Here is an 18,602-nt window from a genome sequence, read left to right on the forward strand (position 1 = left end):
CCGGCGGGTAGGCTCGGCCTGTGCCAAAGCCCCTGAGTCTCCCCTTCGATCCGATCGCCCGCGCCGACGAATTGTGGACGCGACACTGGGGAGGTGTGCCATCCATGGCCGCCATTACCTCGATCATGCGGGCCCAGCAGATTCTGCTGGGGCAGGTGGACGCCGTGGTCAAGCCGTACGGGCTGACCTTCGCGCGGTATGAGGCGCTGGTGCTGCTCACCTTTTCCAAGGCCGGGGAGCTGCCGATGTCCAAGATCGGCGAGCGGCTGATGGTGCACCCCACATCGGTGACCAATACGGTGGACCGGCTGGTGGCGTCGGGTCTGGTCGACAAGCGTCCGAATCCCAACGACGGACGGGGCACCCTCGCCTCGATCACCGACAAGGGCCGCGAGATGGTCGAGGCGGCCACGCGGGACCTGATGGCCATGGATTTCGGTCTCGGGGTGTATGACCAGGAAGAATGCGGCGAGATCTTCGCGCTGTTGCGTCCTTTGCGGATAGCCGCGGGGGATTTCTCGGAGGAGTGAGACCCGGGGCGGGCGATCAGGAGTGAGGGAGTCCGTGGGAGGGGAGGCGGGGGAGCGAAGGGCCGCGTCGGAGGGTTGACAGCCACCGGTTAGGCTGCCGGGCATGAAATCCAGCGTGCTGACCCGCTATCGGGTGATGGCCTATGTGACGGGTGTGCTGCTGATCGCGCTCACCCTGTGTGTCATCGCCGAGTACGTTCTGAAGATCGACGGTGCGAGCAAGGCGACCGGCATTGTGGGGTTCGCCCATGGCTGGCTGTATGTGGTGTACCTGGTCTTCGCCTTCGACCTGTGTGCCAAGGCCAAGTGGCCGGTCGGACGGATGGCCTGGGTGCTGCTGGCGGGCACCGTGCCCTCGGCGGCGTTCTTCGTGGAGCGCCGGGTCACCCGCGAGCTGGGGCCGAAGGTGATCGCGCGGGAGAGTGCGGAGCCCGTCAAGGTCTGAGGGCGTACTCACCCACATAGTGGGCCGTGCCTCATCGACATTTACTTGGACGTCCTAGTAAATTTGAAGGTATGGACGCCCACGGCATTGAGACAGGCCGCCAGCGGTGGCAGGCACGCTATGACTCCGCGCGCAAGCGCGAAGCCGACTTCAGCACCCTCTCGGGCGATCAGGTCGAGCCGGTGTACGGGCCCGCACCCGGTGCCGAGGTGCCCGGGTTTGAGCGGATCGGGTGGCCGGGGGAGTTCCCGTTCACCCGGGGCCTGTACGCCACCGGGTATCGGGGGCGGACCTGGACCATCCGCCAGTTCGCCGGCTTCGGGAGCGCCGCGCAGACCAACGAGCGTTACAAGATGATCTTGGCGGCGGGCGGCGGCGGACTCTCGGTCGCCTTCGACATGCCGACGCTGATGGGCCGGGACTCCGACGACCCCCGCGCGCTCGGCGAGGTCGGTCACTGCGGGGTGGCGATCGACTCGGCGGCCGACATGGAGATCCTGTTCAAGGACATCCCGCTCGGCGACGTCACGACATCCATGACGATCTCGGGTCCCGCGGTGCCGGTCTTCTGCATGTACCTGGTTGCCGCCGAGCGGCAGGGCGTGGACCCGGCGGTGCTCAACGGAACGCTGCAGACCGACATCTTCAAGGAGTACATCGCCCAGAAGGAATGGCTCTTCGCGCCGGACCCGCACCTGCGGCTGATCGGCGACCTGATGGAGCACTGTGCCGCAGCCATCCCGGCGTACAAGCCGCTGTCCGTGTCGGGATACCACATCCGGGAGGCGGGGGCGACGGCCGTGCAGGAGCTGGCGTACACGCTGGCGGACGGCTTCGGGTACGTGGAGCTGGGGCTGTCGCGGGGGATGGAGGTGGACGCGTTCGCGCCGGGCCTGTCGTTCTTTTTCGACGCGCATCTGGACTTCTTCGAGGAGATCGCCAAGTTTCGGGCGGCGCGGCGGATCTGGGCCAGGTGGATGCGTGATGTGTACGGGGCCAGGACCGACAAGGCGCAGTGGCTGCGGTTCCACACCCAGACCGCCGGGGTGTCGCTGACCGCGCAGCAGCCGTACAACAACGTGGTGCGGACCGCGGTGGAGGCGCTCTCGGCGGTGCTCGGCGGCACCAACTCGCTGCACACCAACGCACTGGACGAGACGCTCGCGCTGCCCAGTGAGCAGGCCGCCGAGATCGCGCTGCGCACCCAGCAGGTGCTGATGGAGGAGACGGGCGTGGCCAACGTGGCCGACCCGCTGGGCGGGTCCTGGTACGTGGAGGCGCTCACCGACCGGATCGAGCGGGACGCCGAGAAGATCTTCGACCGGATCAGGGAGCTGGGTGCCAGGGCGGTGCCGAGCGGGGAGCACCCGATCGGCCCCATGACCTCCGGTATCCTGCGGGGCATCGAGGACGGCTTCTTCACCGGGGAGATCGCCGAGTCGGCCTTCCGCTACCAGCGGGCGCTGGAGAAGGGCGAGAAGGGCGTGGTGGGCGTCAACCGCAACACCGGCTCGGTGACCGGTGACCTGGAGATCCTGCGGGTCAGCCACGAGGTCGAGCGCGACCAGGTACGGGTGCTGGCCGGGCGCAAGGCGGCCAGGGACGAGCCGGCGGTGCGGTCCGCGCTGGCGGCGATGCTGGCCGCGGCCCGCCATGGAGGCAGCATGATCCCGCCGATGCTGGACGCGGTACGGGCCGAGGCGACGCTCGGGGAGATCTGCGGGGTGCTGCGCGAGGAGTGGGGGTCGTACACCGAGCCGGCCCGGTTCTGAAAAGACCTTCGGCGGACATTGCCGGAGGAGAGTTTCCGAGGGGCGCCGCTGAGCTGCCGGTACACCTCTGGGGCTCTGGGTGCTCCTGTTGCTGTTGCCTGCTCCTGGGGTGGCCGGACGGCGCCGGAGGCCGGGCCGTCGGCGGCGGTTGCCTCGTAACCTCGTACGGACCCAACCGGCCCTGCGAGGAAGGAGCCTCGTGTCCCTCGAAGCGACCGTCGGTGACGACGGGATGGTCTACATCCGCGAGACAGAGCAGCCGGAGGTGGTGGCCGTGACCACCCCTGCCAAATGGGAGGCGTTCGTCAAGGGCGTCATAGCAGGGGAGTTCGACCACTTCGTGGCGGGTGTGGAGGCTGCCGAGGCCTGACCGTCGACCCCGCGCTGCGGCTCGTACGGCTCCGATGTCACGGCTTCGACGTCACAGACCGGAGTGCACCCCGGTGAGGCCCATGACGAGTAACCGGGCGAGCCGCAGCGCCCACGCGTCGTCGACCGGTTCCGAGCTGACCATCATCCGGTGGACGACCGTGCCCGCGATGACGTCGAAGATCAGGTCGTCGCGGGCCGGGTCGGCCGGGCCGTCGTCGGGCGGCAGCTCGCCACGCCGCTGGGCGCGTTCCCGCCCGGTGAGCACCAGGTGCTTCTGCCGGTCGACGATGGCCTCCCGGATGCGTGTCCGCAGCGCCTCGTCGTTGCCGGCCTCGGCGACGCACGCCATCAGCGCGGTTCTGGCCTCCGGGCGGTTCAGCAGAGCGGCGAAGCGCAGCACCGCGCCCTGGATGTCGGCCTGGAGGCTGCCGAGGTCGGGTAGTTCGAGCTGTTCCTCGAAAAGGGCGGCGATGGCGTCCACGACCAGCTCGTTCTTGCCCGCCCAGCGCCGGTAAAGGGTGGTCTTGGCGACACCGGCCCTGGCCGCCACGTCGCCGAGGGTCAGCCCGCTCCAGCCGAGTTCGACCAGCGCGGCCCGGGTGGCCGCCAGGATCGCGCGGTCGGCGTCGGCGCTCCTGGGCCGGCCGGTACGGCCCGCCGAGCCGGCTGAGCCCGTCGGGCCGGTGGCCCCGGCGGCCCCGGTGGCCCCGGTCGGGGCGGCCGAACCGGTCCGGCCGGTCGAGCCGGTGGTTCGGTGGTCGGGCGGCGGGCACATAGGGCGGACCATACCGGCCGGTAGGTTGCGTGACGAGTGACCGGTATCACATCGAGTGGCCGCGCGGGCCGTCGGCCGGTGCAGTTACGCTACGACCCGTAGCGAAACCAGCGACGACCACGGGTGCGGATGGGGATCCGCACCGATCCGCAGCGATCGGCACCGCCGTAGGAAGCCGTACGAGCCCGTAGCCGTACCGCCCGGCGGTGTGTGTGACCGGCTCAGCCGCAGGACCGAGGGCCCCGCGAACCGGCGGGGATTCGAGGTCTGTGCACGCTTTGCTCCAGGAGGGGGGAGGATTGGCCTCATGCAGCCACGGAACATGTCCATGAGCGGCGTGGTCGACCTCGCCGCTTTGAAGGCGGCCGGTGAGGCCAAGGCGAAGGCCGAGCAGGCCAGGGCGCAGCGGCAGGACGCCGGCGCCGAGACAACCGCCACACCACTCGTCATCGAGGTGACCGAGGCGACCTTCGAGAGCGACGTGCTTGAGCGCTCCGCCGAGGTCCCGGTCGTCATCAGCTTCTGGGCCGACCAGGCCGAGCAGAGCAAGCAGCTCAACGCGGTTCTGGAACGGCTCGCGGCGGAGTACCGGGGACGGTTCGTCCTCGCCACCGCCGAGGTCTACGCCAACCAACTCCTCTTCCAGCAGTTCGGCGTCCAGGGTGTGCCCGCGGTCTTCGCGGTGCTGGCCGGGCAGGCCATGCCGCTCTTCCAGGGGGCCGCGCCCGAGGACCAGATCGCCGAGGTTCTCGACCAGCTGATCGCGGTCGCCGAGCAGCGGTTCGGCATCGTGGGCGCCGAGGTGGACCCCGGTGCCGCGGCCGAGGTACGGGCCCAGCCCGCGCCGCCGCGCCCGGCCACCCCGCAGGAGCTGGCCCTGTCCGCGGCCCATGAGGCGCTGGACGCCGGCGACCTGGGCGGCGCCATCCAGGCGTACAAGAACGTACTGGCCGACGAGCCGGCCAATATCGAGGCCAAACTGGGCCTGGCGCAGGCGGAGTTGCTGCGGAGGGTGCAGGACGCCGACCCGAAGGCGGTCCGTGAGGCCGCCGCGAACGCACCGGGTGACGTAACGGCGCAGCTGGCCGCGGCCGATCTGGAACTGGTGGGCGGGCATGTCGAAGACGCGTTCGGGCGACTGGTGAGCGCCGTGCGGCGGACCGTGGGCGAGGACCGGGACGCGGTCCGGCTGCGGCTGCTGGAGCTGTTCGAAGTGATCGGGCCGGATGACCCGCGGGTCGTCGCGGCGCGTACCGCGCTGGCCAGGGTCCTGTTCTGACGATCCGGAAGGGCCCGGACGGGTCCTGCCGGCCGTCCGGCGGGGACCCGTCCGCGGGGGTGTGGCCACGCGGGGATTCAGTGACACCGCGACGTCGCTTTATCAAACCGTGACTATCGCCGCCCGCTGTTACTTCCGGTAAAAGTGGCGTCCTGCTTTGTCCGCTGGTGCCAGGGTATGCCGGAATTTCACGTCGGCACCTTGATTACTCTCCGTGATATCGCTCCATGTGGTGAGCGAGGCCGCGTCGATTATCCGTTACTCGCTAGTAACGAACCCCCTTGTGCGGCAGCCTGGAATGGACCACGATCGGCCAAGCTCGGTCCGTTGCCACAGCCCGGCCGCCAGTCGGCGCCGCGGTCGCGGGTCCCCGCCGAGTGGGGCGCGCGGTGACTGCCGTCGCCCCGGGACAGGGGGGTCTCCGTCCAGCGGATGGAACCGGACCGGATGGAGCCTGTCCCGCAGGTTGCGCGAGAGCGTGGCCAGTGGTTGTCGCTCGGGGGTGATCGCCGCAGATTCGGACACCGCCGTCCGTAACTCCGTCAAGGAGGCAACTCCCGCCAGGAGGACGGCCCGGAACCCGGCGCTCTCCTTTCCGAGGACGTAGCACTTCTCCCATCCCAGGCCCGGACGACACGATCCCGGCCGGAGATGTACGTCCGAGAAGGAGGAAGTATGGAGTCGCTCGTTCGTGGCGGTACCAGATGGCGGCGGTTCGCCGTCGTCATGGTGCCGAGTGTCGCGGCCACCGCCGCGATAGGCGTGGCGCTGGCTCAGGGCGCGCTCGCCGCGTCGTTCAGCGTTTCTGGCCAGCAGTTCAAGGTGCACGCGGACACGCTGCACGGTAACCATTTCGTGCAGTACGGCACGGTCGACGCGCCCGCCGGTCAGGGTCATGTGGCCGTCGTCGTATCGGCGTTCACCGACGCCACTATCACCGGCCTGTGTCAGTCGGTCGTCATCCCGGCGCCCTTCGTCGGTGACGTGACGATGGTGCTCAAGGCCGGCGGCGGCAAGGACCCGGTCACCGCGCACAACCTGTACATCGACCTCGACCAGCTCGACGCCGACGCGACGTTCACCAACATCAACATCGGTGTCGCCGCGGGCAGCAACAGCCAGGTCGAGGACTCGGTCAGGACCGACCCGCGGATGGGCGGCGAGTTCGCGCAGGAGGCCGAGTCGGCCGACCTGACCAACGTGAACCAGACCGCCTGGGCGACCAGCGCGGGCACCTTCAAGCTGGCCGGCCTCAGCCTGCGCCTGCACAAGGGCTCCGGCCCCGGCGTGGAGTGCTACTAAGCACTCCCTGAGTGGTCTCGGGTGGGCCGCGTGGGACGCGGCTCTCCCGGGCCACCGAAGGAATCATTGCCATGCCAGTCCCAGGGAGCTGTTTTCTATGAGCGCCGAGTCGACAGGACTGCGTGCCCGGTTGCGCTACGTACGTCTGGCGTTCCGCCACTGGAGGTGGCAACGCCCCTTCTGGGCCGGGCTGCTGACCCTCGTGGCGGGAGTGCCCATCGCGTACTTCCCGTACGCGAACCTCACGCTCGGCCAGTTGACCTTCCGGATGGCGACCACCGCGGGCTCCGGCTCGCTGATCATCGGCGTCCTGCTCTTCGTCCTCGGTCTGACCATGTGGTTCCAGTCCGCGGTACGGGTCTTCGCCGGTGTCGCCAGCATTCTGCTGGCGCTGGTCTCGCTGGTGGTCTCCAACTTCGGCGGCTTCCTGGTCGGTTTCCTGCTGGCGCTGATCGGCGGCGCGCTGGCCGTCTCCTGGGCGCCCGGCGTTCCGGCGGGCGACGACCCGGGTGGGAAGGCCGAGTTGCCGGACGGCCCCTCCGCCTCCGGCGGGGACGAGGACGACGGGTTCGGGGCCGGCCTGTCCGGCGACTTCCCGGACGTGCCCGCGCAGGGCAGCGACCCCTTCGCCGCACCCGAGCCGGTCCTCGCGGGCGCGCGGCCCGAGGACGAGACCACCGAGGAGAACGGGAGGCACCGTGCCGGGTGACGAGACCCAGTCGGCCGGGAGGGACGGGTCACGCGACAGGGCGACCTCCGGGCCGCGGCATGCGGCCCCCCGCAAGTCGCTGCTGACCAAACTGCACGTTCCCGCGGGCAAGGCAATCGCGCTGGCCGCCATGCCCACCGCGGTGCTGATGGGGATGGGGCTGACCCCGCACCTCGCCCAGGCCGACGACCAGCCGTCCAGCCCGTTCAAGGCGGGCCCGTGCGTCACCCGTTCGGAGACGCCGACACCCTCGGCCACGGACGCGGCCGGCAGGTCCGACCGAGGCAACGGCCCCACCGCCCCCGCCTCCCCGTCGACGGCCGGCTCCGCCGCGGGCTCGTCCGGCGGCAAGAGCGACCAGGGCGACCCGGCCGGCAAGGGCGACCAGGACGGCAGCGGCGGTACGGCGGGCGACACCGGCGGTGGCAAGGCCGGCGCTCCCGACCCGACGGTCAGCCCCGCCGCGCCGCCGACCAAGTCCGCCGACTCGGCCGCGAGACCCGCGCCCCGGCCGCAGCCGGCCGCCACCACTGCCCCGGCGCCCGCCCCGGCGCCGTCCGGCGCCGACAACCCGCTGGACCCGCTGGGCCTCGGCAACCTGCTGGGCGGCCTGCTCGGACTGGACAAGCCCACCGCGAGGCCCACCCCCACCCCCGCGCCCACCACACCCGCCCCGCGGCCCCCCGCCACCACGGCACCGGCCGCGCCCGACCCCACCCCCACCCAGACCCCACCCGCAAAGCCCTCCAGCGGCGCCACAACGGCCCCGGCCGACCCAGTGGACAAGACGGTCGACGGCGTGGCCGGCGGGGCCGCTGACGCCGCCTCAAAGGCCGCCAAAGGCCGCACCGAAGCCACCGGCACCCCGTCGCCCTCCGCGAGCCCCGACGCCGGCACCTCCGCCGGCACGGAACCCGGCGGCAAAGAGCCCTACCCCTGTCCGACGTACGACGCCAAGGCGCTGGCCGACGCCAGGACCGAGGGCGGCATACCGCTGCTGCCGGACGAGCCGTGGACCCTCAAGAGCAACCTGCTCACCCTGTACGGCCTCAACTACCACGGCATCGTGAAGGTCCGCACCTGGAACGGCACGGTGAAGGACGTCCTGAAGTTGACCGCGACGGGCGTCGACATCGGCAACCTCCAGCAGATAGTCCAGGCCCCGAACGGTACGACCACGCACGTCACCGGGCGTTCCGGTTCCACCTCGACCATCCGCAACGGCACGGTCACGATGTACACCGAGTCCCTCAGCGGCAACCTGCTCGGCCTCGTCCCGGTCACCTTCACCCCCAAGGCGCCGCCGCCGCTGGTCCTGCCGGTGCTGTTCTTCACCAACGCGACCGCGGTGCAGGCCGGCCAGTTCGGCGGCACCCTGCACGTGCCGGGCATGCAGGTGCTGTCCGGCCAGCCCGCGGCGTGACGCGGACGGCCCGCAGCAAGAACCGAGGAAAACGAAGAACCGGACGGGCGACCGGACGGAGGATCGCACGAAGAGCCGTACCGGGAACGGAACGACGGCCCGACAGCCGCAGAACGGAGAACGGCCTCCGGCAGGGGACTCGGATGACGTCCCGTACCGGAGGCCGTGCCGTTCGCGCGGCGCGGCTCAGGCGCCCAGGTGGTGGACCCGGACCAGGTTGGTCGTGCCGGGCTCGCCGGGAGGGGAGCCGGCGGTGATGATCACCGTGTCGCCGGTGGTGTACTCGGAGCGCTTGAGCATCTCGCGGTCGACGAGCTCCACCATCGCGTCGGTGGTGTCGACGTGCTCCACGACGAACGCCTCGACGCCCCAGGTGAGGGCGAGGTAGTTGCGGGTGGCGGCGTCGGTGGTGAAGGCCAGCACCGGCTCCGGCACGCGGTAGCGGGCCAGGCGGCGGGCGGTGTCGCCGGACTTGGTGAAGGCGACCAGCGACTTGGCGTCCAGGAAGTCGGCGAGTTCCGCGGCCGCGCGGGCCACCGCGCCGCCCTGGGTGCGCGGCTTCTTGCCGGGGGCCAGTGGGGCCAGGCCGCGGCCGAGCAGCTCCTCCTCGGCCGCCTCCACGATCCGGGCCATCGTCTTGACCGTCTCGACCGGGTACTTGCCGACCGAGGACTCCGCGGACAGCATGACCGCGTCCGCGCCGTCCAGGATCGCGTTGGCCACGTCGGACGCCTCGGCGCGGGTGGGACGGGAGTTGGTGATCATCGACTCCATCATCTGGGTCGCCACGATCACCGGCTTGGCGTTGCGCCGGCACATCTCGACCAGCCGCTTCTGGACCAGCGGCACCTGCTCCAGCGGGTACTCCACGGCGAGGTCGCCGCGGGCCACCATCACCGCGTCGAACGCCGCCACGACGTCCTCCATGTTGTGCACCGCCTGCGGCTTCTCCACCTTGGCGATGACCGGGACCCGGCGGCCCTCCTCGTCCATGACGCGGTGCACGTCGCGGACGTCCTTGGCGTCGCGGACGAAGGACAGCGCGACCATGTCGACGCCCATCTGGAGGGCGAACCGCAGGTCGTCGATGTCCTTCTCGGACAGCGCCGGCACGTTCACCGAGGCGCCCGGCAGGTTGATCCCCTTGTGGTCGGAGATCACGCCGCCCTCGACCACCAGGGAGCGGACCCGGGAGCCCTCGACCTCGATGACGCGCAGCGCCACGTTGCCGTCGTTGATCAGGATCGGGTCGCCCTGGGAGACGTCGCCGGGCAGGCCCTTGTACGTGGTGCCGCAGATGTTCCGGTCGCCCTCGACCTCTTCGGTGGTGATGGTGAACTCGTCCCCGGCCACCAGTTCCACCGGTCCGTCGGCGAACTTGCCGAGGCGGATCTTGGGGCCCTGCAGGTCGGCCAGGATGCCGACCGCCCTGCCCGTCTCCTCCGCCACCTTGCGCACCCGCTGGTAGCGGTCGTGGTGCTCGGCGTGGCTGCCGTGGCTGAAGTTGAGCCGGGCGACGTTCATGCCCGCCTCGACCAGCGTTTTCAGCTGCTCGTACGAGTCGACGGCGGGACCCAGGGTGCAGACGATCTTGGCTCGGCGCATGGGCGCTATCCTATCGGTTTGTTCCGCTCCGGAATATTCCTGGGGCTGCGTGGCCGTTGGACGGTCAACCGCGGGCCAGTGCGTAAGTATCGCGGGCGATCTCGAGCTCCTCGTCGGTGGGCACCACGGCGACCGCCACCCGGCTGGATTCGGCCGAAACCAGCCGGCCGGCCGAGCCCCGTACGGCGTTGCGCACCGGGTCCACGACGATGCCGAGCCCGTCCAGGCCGGCCAGCGCCGCCGCCCGTACCGCGGCCGAGTTCTCGCCGACGCCCGCGGTGAAGACCACCGCGTCCACCCGGCCCAGCACCGCGGTGAAGGCGCCCACGTAGCGCCGCAGCCGGTGCACGTACACGTCGAAGGCCAGCTGCGCCCGCTCGTCGCCCTCGGCCATCCGGCGGCCGATCTCGCGCATGTCGTTGACGCCGCCGAGGCCCAGCAGGCCCGACCGCTTGTTCAGCAGGGTGTCGATCTCGTCGGTCCCCATCCCGCCGACCCGGGCCAGGTGGAACACCACCGCCGGGTCCACGTCCCCGGACCTGGTCCCCATCACCAGGCCCTCCAGCGGGGTCAGGCCCATCGAGGTGTCCACGCTCACCCCGCCCCTGACGGCGGTCGCCGAGGCGCCGTTGCCCAGGTGCAGCACGATCAGGTTGACCTCGGACGGCTCCCTGCCCAGCAACGCGGCCGCGGCCCGCGAGACGTAGGCGTTGGAGGTGCCGTGGAAGCCGTAGCGGCGGATCCCGTGGCGGTCCGCCGTCGCGGTGTCGATCGCGTACCGGGCGGCGGCCTCCGGGATGGTGGCGTGGAAGGCGGTGTCGAAGACGGCGACCTGCGGCAGGTCGGGGCGCAGCTCGCGGGCCACCTTGATGCCGGTGATGTTCGCCGGGTTGTGCAGCGGGGCCAGCGGCACCAGCTCCTCGATCCCGGCGACCACCTCGTCGGTGATCAGGGTCGGCCCGGTGAAGCGGGTACCGCCGTGCACCACCCGGTGGCCCACGGCGGCCAGCTCGGGGGAGTCCAGGCCGAGGCCGCGGCCGGCCAGCTCGCCGGCCACCCGCCGCAGCGCCGCCGCGTGGTCCGCGACCCCGTCGTCGCCGCCCTCCCGGCCGGCGTCGCCCTTCTCGCCGATCCGCTCCACCACGCCGGAGGCCAGCCGGCTCTGGTCGGCCATGTCCAGCAGCTGGTACTTGACCGAGGAGGACCCCGAGTTGAGCACCAGCACCCTGGTCGGACGGGCCGCCTCGCTCACAGCGCCTCCCCCTGTGCCTGGATCGCGGTGATCGCGACCGTGTTGACGATGTCCTGGACCAGCGCGCCCCGCGACAGGTCGTTGACCGGCTTGCGCAGCCCCTGGAGCACCGGGCCGACCGCGACCGCTCCCGCCGAGCGCTGGACCGCCTTGTAGGTGTTGTTGCCGGTGTTGAGGTCCGGGAAGATCAGTACGGTCGCCTGCCCGGCCACCGGCGAGCCCGGCAGCTTGGCGGCCGCCACCGTCGGCGAGACGGCGGCGTCGTACTGGATCGGGCCCTCGACCAGCAGGTCGGGCCGCCGGCCGCGGAGCAGCTCGGTGGCCGCCCGCACCTTGTCGACGTCCGCGCCGGTACCCGAGGTGCCGGTGGAGTACGACAGCATGGCGATCCGCGGCTCCACGTCGAAGCGGGCCGCGGTGCCGGCCGCCTGGACGGCGATGTCGGCCAGCTGCTCGGCGTCCGGGTCCGGGTTGACCGCGCAGTCGCCGTACACCAGCACCTTGTCGGCCAGGCACATGAAGAACACCGAGGAGACGATGGCGGCGTCCGGCCGGGTCTTGATGATCTCGAAGGCCGGGCGGATGGTGGCCGCCGTGGAGTGCACCGCGCCCGACACCATGCCGTCGGCCAGCCCCTCCTGGACCATCAGGGTGCCGAAGTAGGACACGTCCGCCACCACGTCGTACGCGAGCTCGTAGGAGACGCCCTTGTGGGCGCGGAGCTTGGCGTAGAGCGCGGCGAACCGCTCCCGCAGCGGCGAGGTCTGCGGGTCGATCACCGACACCGCCGGGTCGTCCAGCGCGATGCCGAGGTCGCCGGCCTTCTTCCTGATCGCGTCCTCCTCGCCGAGCAGCGTCAGCTCGCACACGCTCCGCCGCAGCAGCACCTCGGCGGCCCGCAGGATGCGCTCCTCGGCGCCCTCGGGCAGCACGATCCGGCGCTTGTCGGCGCGGGCCCGCTCCAGCAGGGCGTGCTCGAACATCATCGGGGTGACCCGCTCGGACCGGGCCACCGACAGGCGCCCTATCAGCTCGGCGGTGTCCACCCGGGTCTCGAACAGGCCGAGCGCGGTCTCCACCTTGCGCGGGGTGCCCGCGCCCAGCTTGCCGTCCAGCGTGAACAGGTCCGCCGCGGTCGGGAAGGAGCCGGTGGCCACCGCGAGCACCGGGGTGCCGGGGGCCAGCCGGTTGGCCAGCGCCAGGATGTCGTCGCCCGGCCGCTCGTCCAGCGTCAGCAGCACCCCGGCGATCGGCGGGGAGCCGGCCGAGTGCGCGGCCAGCGAGCCGATGATCAGATCGGCCCGGTCGCCCGGGGTCACCACCACGCAGCCCGCGGTCAGCGCGGGCAGGAACGTCGGCAGCATCGCCCCGCCGAAGACGAACCCCAGCGCGTCCCTGGACAGCCCCGCCTCGTCGCCGAGCAGTACCTCGGCGCCCAGGTGCTCCACGATCTGGGCCACGGTCGGCGCGGACAGCGCGGGCTCGTCCGGCAGTACGTACACCGGCACGTCCAGGGTGCGGCGCAGCTGCTCCGCGGTCTCCTCGACCTCCATGGCGGCCACCCGGTTGGCGACCATCGCGATCACGTCGCAGCCGAGGTTGGTGTACGCGTGGTGCGCGTTGCGGACCTCCGCCACCACCGACTCCGCGCTCTGGTCCCGACCGCCTATCACCACCAGCACCGAGGCGCCGCATTCGTTGGCCAGCCGGGCGTTGACCCCCAGCTCCGCGGGCAGGTTGGTGCCGGCGAAGTCGGAGCCGAGGATCAGCACCGTCTCGTACGCCTCCGCGACCCGCAGGTAGCCCTCCACCAGCCGGGCGGTCAGCGCCTCCTGGCCCCGCTCGGCCTGGAGCGCGGCGGCCTCCTCGTACCCCATGCCGAAGACGGTGTCCTGGCCCTGGGTGAGCCGGTAGCGGCTGCGCAGCAGTTCGAAGATGCGGTCCGGGGCGTCGTGCACCAGGGGACGGTAGACGCCGACCCGGTCCACCTGCCGGGTGAGCACCTCCATCACCCCCAGTTCCACGACCTGGCGGCCGTCGCCGCGGTCGATCCCCGTGACATAGACGCTGCGCGTCACCCGATTACTCCATTCGGTGGTCTTGTGGGCAGAAGGGCGCGTACTCACCGACGCACCCCTGACGCTAACGTGCGCGCCCCGCCGATGCCCGCTGAGGTGGCACAACGCTCACGCCATGTGCTCCGCGCCGCCCGGAATGCCCGGATTGTGCGACCGAGGGGCCGCGGCGCGGTGCACGTAGGGTTAACGGCATCCGGATGAAGAAGGTGGTGCGGGTGGACGTCCTGGCGACCGGAGTGCAGCGCGACGAGCGGCCCCTGCTGGAGCGGGCCTTCAGCCCGCGGCACAGCGTCCGGTGCCTGGAGACCGTGCTGACCGCGGACACCGTACCGCTCGCCGCCGGGTACGAGGCGGTCTCCACCAGTGTGAGCGCGGTGCTGGACGCGCCCGTGCTGGAGACCCTGGTACGCGGCGGCACCCGGCTGATCACCCAGCGGTCCACCGGCTACAACAACATCGACCTCGACCACGCCGAGCGGCTCGGCCTGACGGTGGCCCGGGTCGCCGACTACTCGCCGTACGCGGTCGCCGAGTTCGCGTGGACGCTGGCGACGGCGCTCAACCGCGGGATCGTCCGCGCGGCCCGCCGCTCCCGGGACTTCGACCCGCGGCTCGACGGCCTGCTCGGCCGGGACCTGCACGGCCGTACCGTCGGGGTGATCGGCACCGGCCGGATCGGCACCGCGTTCGCCGCCATCGGCCGCGGCTTCGGGATGCGGCTGCTGGGCTGGGACATCACCGTCGATCCGGCGTGCGAGCAACTGGGTATGGAGTACGTGGAGCTGGACAGGCTCTGCCGCGAGGCGGACCTCATCAGCCTGCACGTGCCGCTGATGCCGTCCACCCACCACCTGATCGACGCCCGGCGGCTCGCGGAGCTCAAGGACGACGTGATCCTGGTGAACACCGGCCGCGGCGCGCTGATCGACTCGGCCGCGCTGATCGACGCGCTCGGCCGGGGGCGGCTCGGCGGGGTGGGGCTCGACGTGTACGAGGAGGAGGCGGGAGTCTTCTTCTACGACAAGGCGCTGGAGGTGATGACCGACGAGACGCTGGCACGGCTGCTCACCTTCGCCCGGGTACTGGTCACCTCGCACCAGGCCTACTACACGGTGGACGCGGTGGGGCAGATCGTCGACGCGACCGTCCGCAATGTGGACGACTATCTCGCCGGACGGATCACCGAGTGCACGCTGGTGCCGAAGTCACCATAGGAGAACCGTAGACCGCGCCCACTGTGAGCGGCTGTGAGCCGACCCACCCGCACTTGTTTGGAGACACCACTCATGCGCATCGGAGTCCTCACCGCGGGCGGCGACTGCCCCGGCCTGAACGCCGTCATCCGGTCCGTGGTGCACCGGGCGATGGCAGCACACAACGACGACGTCATCGGCTTCGAGGACGGTTTCGTCGGCCTGCTGGAGGGCCGCTTCCGCCCTCTGGACCTCAACTCCGTCAGCGGCATCCTGGCCCGCGGCGGCACCATCCTCGGCTCCGCCCGGCTGGAGCGCGCACGGCTGCGCGAGGCCGCCGACAACGCCGGCGAGCTGTGCGCCCGCTACGGCCTCGACGTGCTCATCCCGATCGGCGGCGAGGGCACCCTGACCGCCGCCCGGATGCTGTCCGACGCGGGCATGCCGGTGGTCGGCGTGCCCAAGACCATCGACAACGACATCAACGGCACCGACCGCACCTTCGGCTTCGACACCGCGGTCACCGTCGCCACCGAGGCGATCGACCGGCTCAAGACCACCGCCGAGTCCCACCAGCGGGTCATGGTGGTCGAGGTGATGGGCCGGCACGCCGGCTGGATCGCGCTGGAGGCCGGCATGGCCTCCGGTGCCCACGGCATCTGCGTCCCCGAACGCCCCTTCGACCCCGCCGACCTGGTCACGATGGTCCAGGAGCGGTTCGCCCGCGGCAAGAAGTTCGCCGTGATCTGCGTGGCCGAGGGCGCCCACCCGGCCAAGGGGACCATGGCCTACGGGGTCGGCGAGATCGACAAGTACGGCCACGAGCGCTTCACCGGCATCGGCACCACCCTGGCCCGCGAACTCGAGGCCCGCCTGGGCAAGGAGGCCCGGCCGGTCATCCTCGGCCATGTCCAGCGCGGCGGTGTCCCCACCGCCTACGACCGCATCCTCGCCAACCGATTCGGCTGGCACGCGGTGGAGGCCGCCCACAAGGGTGCTTTCGGCCATATGACCGCCTTGCACGGCACCCGCATCAACCTGGTCCCGCTGGCCGACGCGATCACCCACCTCAAGACCGTCCCGGACGACCGCATGGAGGAGGCCGAGTCGGTCTTCTGACCGGTGCGGCCCGGCCCCGGCTGCCGGCCCCTGCCGCTCCCTGCCCGGTCCCGGTTTGGCCGCCGGAGCGTGCGGCGGCCGGGCCGGGCCACGGGCGAGCCGGCCGCTACGCCGACGGGCGCAGCCAGAGGGTCGCCAGCGGCGGCAGGGTGACCTGGACACTGTGCGGGCGGCCGTTCCAGGGGACCGGCTCGCTCTTCAGGGGGCCGTCGGCGTCGACGCCGCTGCCGCCGTAGCGGGCCTCGTCGGTGTTGAGGACCCGCGTCCAGACGCCCTCCGGTACGCCGAGGCGGTAGCCCTCGCGGACGACCGGGGCGAAGTTGCTGACGCACAGCAGCGGTTCGCCGGCCGCGTCGTGGCGCAGGAACGAGAAGGTGTTGTCCTCGGCGGCGCCCCCGTCGACCCACGCGAAGCCGGCCGGTTCGGTGTCGCGCTGCCACAGCGCCGGGGTGGCGCCGTAGACCGCGTTGAGGTCGCGGACCAGGTCCCGGACACCGCGGTGGTCGCCGGCCGCCGGATAGGTCTCGTCCAGCAGCCACCAGTCGGGGCCGGTCTCGTGCGACCACTCCGAGCCCTGGGCGAACTCCTGGCCCATGAAAAGCAGTTGCTTGCCGGGGTGGGCCCACATGAAGGCCAGGTAGGCGCGGACGCTGGCGCGCCGCTGCCACCAGTCGCCGGGCATCTTGTTGACCAGCGAGCCCTTGCCGTGCACGACCTCGTCGTGGGAGATCGGCAGCACGTAGTTCTCGCTGTACGCGTACACCATCGAGAACGTCATCTCGCCGTGGTGGAACCTGCGGTACACCGGTTCGTGGGACATGTAGTCCAGCGAGTCGTGCATCCAGCCCATGTTCCACTTCAGGCCGAAGCCGAGGCCGCCGAAGCCGGTCGGGCCGACGTGGTGGGTGGCGCGGGTGACGCCGTCCCAGGCGGTGGACTCCTCGGCGATCGTGACGACGCCCGGGCACCGCCGGTAGACGGTCGCGTTCATCTCCTGCAGGAGCACCACCGCGTCCAGGTTCTCCCGGCCGCCGTACTGGTTGGGCAGCCAGTCGCCGCCCTCGCGCGAGTAGTCGAGGTAGAGCATCGAGGCCACCGCGTCCACCCGCAGCCCGTCGATGTGGAACTCCTCGCACCAGTACACCGCGTTGGCGACCAGGAAGTTGCGCACCTCGGTCCGGCCGAAGTCGAACTCCAGGGTGCCCCAGTCCGGGTGCTCGGCCCGGCGCGGGTCGGCCGGCTCGTACAGCGGCAGGCCGTCGAAACGGGCCAGCGCCCACTCGTCCTTGGGGAAGTGGGCGGGCACCCAGTCCATGATCACCCCGATACCGGCCTCGTGCAGCGCGTCCACCAGGAAGCGGAAGTCGTCCGGCGGGCCGAGCCGCGAGGTCGGCGCGTAGTACGAGGTCACCTGGTATCCCCACGACCCGCCGAAGGGGTGCTCGGCGACCGGCATCAGCTCCACGTGCGTGAAGCCGAGATCGGACACGTAGCCGGGCAGCTGCGCGGCCAGCTCGCGGTAGCTGAGACCGGGCCGCCACGACCCCAGGTGCACCTCGTAGACCGAGAACGGGGCCTGGTGCGCGGGGACGTCCCCGCGGTGGGCCATCCACCGCGCGTCCTGCCACACGTACCCGGACTCGGTGACGATCGAGGCGGTCGCGGGTGGCTGCTCGGTGGCGCGCGCCAGCGGGTCGGCCTTCATACCGCGGGAGCCGTCGGGACGGGTGATCTCGTACTTGTACGCGGCGCCGGCGCCGACACCGGGCACGAACAGCTCCCACACGCCGGAGGAGCCGAGCGAGCGCATCGGGAGACCGCTGCCGTCCCAGAAGTTGAAGTCGCCGGCCACCCGTACCCCGCGGGCGTTCGGCGCCCACACCGCGAACCGGGTGCCGGCCACCCCGCCGTGCGTCATCGGCTCGGAGCCGAGCGCCTTCCACAGCTGTTCGTGCCGGCCCTCCCGGATCAGGTGCAGGTCGAGCTCGCCGAGCGTGGGCAGGAAGCGGTACGGGTCGTCCACGACGAGCTCGCCGGACTCGTACGTCACCGCCAGCCGGTAGTCCGCGGGGACCGCGGTCAGCGGCAGCACCGCGGAGAACAGCCCGTCGCCCTCCGGCTCCAGCTCGGCCCGCAGCCCCTCGGCCACCACCGCGACCGCCAGCGCGTACGGCCGCAGCGCCCGGAACACGGTCCCGCCGGCGCCGCCCGCCACCGGGTGCGCCCCCAGCAGCCCGTGCGGGTCGTGGTGGGCGCCGTTCAGCAGCCGCCACCGGTCTGCCTGGTCCAGGTGGGCGGTCACCGGCGGCTCGTCCGGAACGGCGCCCGCGGCGGTCGCCCGGCCGGGGGCGGGGGAGCCGGGGGAGCCGGGGGAAGGGGATGGCGCGGGGGAGGCGGAAGGGCCGGCGGGAATTGGGGAGTCCGGGGAGCCGGCGGAGCCCGAAGCGTCGCGGGAGGCGGCGGAGGCGGGCGCGGGAGCTCCCGCCGTGCCGGGCACCGCGCCGCCCGTCCCCGCGTCCGTGCCGCCGGCCGCCGTCCTGGGAGCCGTGCCCGAGGCGCCCGGATGCGGCGTGGCGGCGTCGTAGCCGCGTGCGGCGGCCTCCGGAAGGGAGCCGGCCGGTGCCTCCGGACCGGCGGCCGGCTGGGTGCTGAAACGGTCCTGCGGTGAGTCGGGGGTGCGCGCGGTCACGGGTCGGGTCTCCTCAGCGAATCGGGCAAGTCGGGCGGGTGCGGGCCGCGATGCCATCT

15 protein-coding genes are annotated in these 18,602 nt (G+C 71.7%); 10 read left to right on the forward strand and 5 right to left on the reverse strand.

What is annotated here, in order from left to right; genetic code table 11:
• The first annotated feature begins 20 nt into the window (after nucleotides 1–20).
• The 4 genes from RLT57_RS23230 (at nucleotide 21) to RLT57_RS23245 (ending at nucleotide 3,117) form a co-directional block, all read left to right on the forward strand.
• Nucleotides 21–530 (forward strand): MarR family winged helix-turn-helix transcriptional regulator, encoded by a 510-nt coding sequence (locus RLT57_RS23230; protein WP_311299217.1) that lies wholly within the window; start codon nucleotides 21–23, stop codon nucleotides 528–530.
• Between the two features lie 103 nt (nucleotides 531–633).
• Nucleotides 634–975: a DUF3817 domain-containing protein gene (locus RLT57_RS23235; RefSeq protein ID WP_311299218.1), complete on the forward strand. Its 342-nt coding sequence runs from the start codon at nucleotides 634–636 to the stop codon at nucleotides 973–975.
• 71 nt (nucleotides 976–1,046) lie between these two features.
• Complete coding sequence (locus RLT57_RS23240) at nucleotides 1,047–2,747, forward strand: acyl-CoA mutase large subunit family protein (protein ID WP_311299219.1); 1,701 nt, start codon at nucleotides 1,047–1,049, stop codon at nucleotides 2,745–2,747.
• 199 nt (nucleotides 2,748–2,946) lie between these two features.
• The gene (locus RLT57_RS23245) at nucleotides 2,947–3,117 is read left to right on the forward strand and encodes a DUF397 domain-containing protein (protein ID WP_399129210.1); all 171 of its coding nucleotides are present in this window, start codon (nucleotides 2,947–2,949) and stop codon (nucleotides 3,115–3,117) included.
• Between the two features lie 51 nt (nucleotides 3,118–3,168).
• Here the strand turns inward: RLT57_RS23245 and RLT57_RS23250 are convergent, their stop codons facing one another.
• On the reverse strand, nucleotides 3,169–3,894 hold the full coding sequence (locus RLT57_RS23250; RefSeq protein WP_311299220.1) for a TetR/AcrR family transcriptional regulator: 726 nt from the start codon (nucleotides 3,892–3,894) through the stop codon (nucleotides 3,169–3,171).
• Between the two features lie 307 nt (nucleotides 3,895–4,201).
• Between RLT57_RS23250 and RLT57_RS23255 the strand changes: the two genes are divergently transcribed.
• From RLT57_RS23255 to RLT57_RS23270, 4 genes are all read left to right on the forward strand, one after another.
• Nucleotides 4,202–5,173: a tetratricopeptide repeat protein gene (locus RLT57_RS23255; RefSeq protein WP_311299221.1), complete on the forward strand. Its 972-nt coding sequence runs from the start codon at nucleotides 4,202–4,204 to the stop codon at nucleotides 5,171–5,173.
• Nucleotides 5,174–5,848: 675 nt separating this feature from the next.
• Entirely contained in the window at nucleotides 5,849–6,475 is a 627-nt protein-coding gene (locus RLT57_RS23260) for a DUF6230 family protein (protein ID WP_311299222.1), read from the forward strand.
• Nucleotides 6,476–6,572: 97 nt separating this feature from the next.
• Nucleotides 6,573–7,184, forward strand: coding sequence for a DUF6114 domain-containing protein (locus RLT57_RS23265; protein WP_311299223.1), 612 nt, complete (start codon nucleotides 6,573–6,575; stop codon nucleotides 7,182–7,184).
• Nucleotides 7,174–8,607, forward strand: a complete 1,434-nt coding sequence (locus tag RLT57_RS23270; protein ID WP_311299224.1) for a hydrogenase expression protein HypF — start codon at nucleotides 7,174–7,176, stop codon at nucleotides 8,605–8,607. The genes RLT57_RS23265 and RLT57_RS23270 overlap by 11 nt, the downstream gene beginning before the upstream one ends.
• 186 nt (nucleotides 8,608–8,793) lie before the next feature.
• Here RLT57_RS23270 and pyk read toward each other — a convergent pair whose 3' ends face one another.
• The 3 genes from pyk to pta all read right to left on the reverse strand — a co-directional run bounded on the left by pyk (nucleotide 8,794) and on the right by pta (nucleotide 13,542).
• Nucleotides 8,794–10,212, reverse strand: a complete 1,419-nt coding sequence (pyk, locus tag RLT57_RS23275; RefSeq protein ID WP_311299225.1) for a pyruvate kinase — start codon at nucleotides 10,210–10,212, stop codon at nucleotides 8,794–8,796.
• Nucleotides 10,213–10,276: 64 nt separating this feature from the next.
• Nucleotides 10,277–11,464: an acetate kinase gene (locus RLT57_RS23280; protein WP_311299226.1), complete on the reverse strand. Its 1,188-nt coding sequence runs from the start codon at nucleotides 11,462–11,464 to the stop codon at nucleotides 10,277–10,279.
• Nucleotides 11,461–13,542: a phosphate acetyltransferase gene (pta, locus tag RLT57_RS23285; protein WP_311299227.1), complete on the reverse strand. Its 2,082-nt coding sequence runs from the start codon at nucleotides 13,540–13,542 to the stop codon at nucleotides 11,461–11,463. Before pta ends, RLT57_RS23280 begins: the two co-directional genes overlap by 4 nt.
• A gap of 215 nt (nucleotides 13,543–13,757) precedes the next feature.
• Here pta and RLT57_RS23290 point away from each other — a divergent pair, with 215 nt between their 5' ends.
• Complete coding sequence (locus RLT57_RS23290; RefSeq protein ID WP_311300820.1) at nucleotides 13,758–14,756, forward strand: 2-hydroxyacid dehydrogenase; 999 nt, start codon at nucleotides 13,758–13,760, stop codon at nucleotides 14,754–14,756.
• Between the two features lie 72 nt (nucleotides 14,757–14,828).
• Nucleotides 14,829–15,854 carry an ATP-dependent 6-phosphofructokinase gene (locus RLT57_RS23295; RefSeq protein ID WP_311299228.1) on the forward strand — a complete coding sequence of 342 codons (1,026 nt, stop codon included), beginning with the start codon at nucleotides 14,829–14,831 and terminating at the stop codon, nucleotides 15,852–15,854.
• A gap of 106 nt (nucleotides 15,855–15,960) precedes the next feature.
• On the opposite strand, the gene glgB is transcribed toward RLT57_RS23295, so the two are convergent.
• Entirely contained in the window at nucleotides 15,961–18,600 is a 2,640-nt protein-coding gene (gene glgB, locus RLT57_RS23300; protein ID WP_432759760.1) for a 1,4-alpha-glucan branching enzyme, read from the reverse strand.
• Nucleotides 18,601–18,602: the final 2 nt, after the last annotated feature.

Source organism: Streptomyces sp. ITFR-21 (assembly GCF_031844685.1).
GTDB lineage: Bacteria > Actinomycetota > Actinomycetes > Streptomycetales > Streptomycetaceae > Actinacidiphila.

What these genes read in the sequence shown, in the direction of transcription:
- RLT57_RS23255 (WP_311299221.1), top strand. Translation starts at nt 4,202, where the DNA reads ATGCAGCCACGGAACATGTCCATGAGCGGCGTGGTCGACCTCGCCGCT.
- pyk (WP_311299225.1), bottom strand. Translation starts at nt 10,212, where the DNA reads ATGCGCCGAGCCAAGATCGTCTGCACCCTGGGTCCCGCCGTCGACTCG.
- RLT57_RS23250 (WP_311299220.1), bottom strand. Translation starts at nt 3,894, where the DNA reads ATGTGCCCGCCGCCCGACCACCGAACCACCGGCTCGACCGGCCGGACC.
- RLT57_RS23240 (WP_311299219.1), top strand. Translation starts at nt 1,047, where the DNA reads ATGGACGCCCACGGCATTGAGACAGGCCGCCAGCGGTGGCAGGCACGC.
- RLT57_RS23265 (WP_311299223.1), top strand. Translation starts at nt 6,573, where the DNA reads ATGAGCGCCGAGTCGACAGGACTGCGTGCCCGGTTGCGCTACGTACGT.
- RLT57_RS23235 (WP_311299218.1), top strand. Translation starts at nt 634, where the DNA reads ATGAAATCCAGCGTGCTGACCCGCTATCGGGTGATGGCCTATGTGACG.
- RLT57_RS23295 (WP_311299228.1), top strand. Translation starts at nt 14,829, where the DNA reads ATGCGCATCGGAGTCCTCACCGCGGGCGGCGACTGCCCCGGCCTGAAC.
- RLT57_RS23260 (WP_311299222.1), top strand. Translation starts at nt 5,849, where the DNA reads ATGGAGTCGCTCGTTCGTGGCGGTACCAGATGGCGGCGGTTCGCCGTC.
- glgB (WP_432759760.1), bottom strand. Translation starts at nt 18,600, where the DNA reads ATGGCATCGCGGCCCGCACCCGCCCGACTTGCCCGATTCGCTGAGGAG.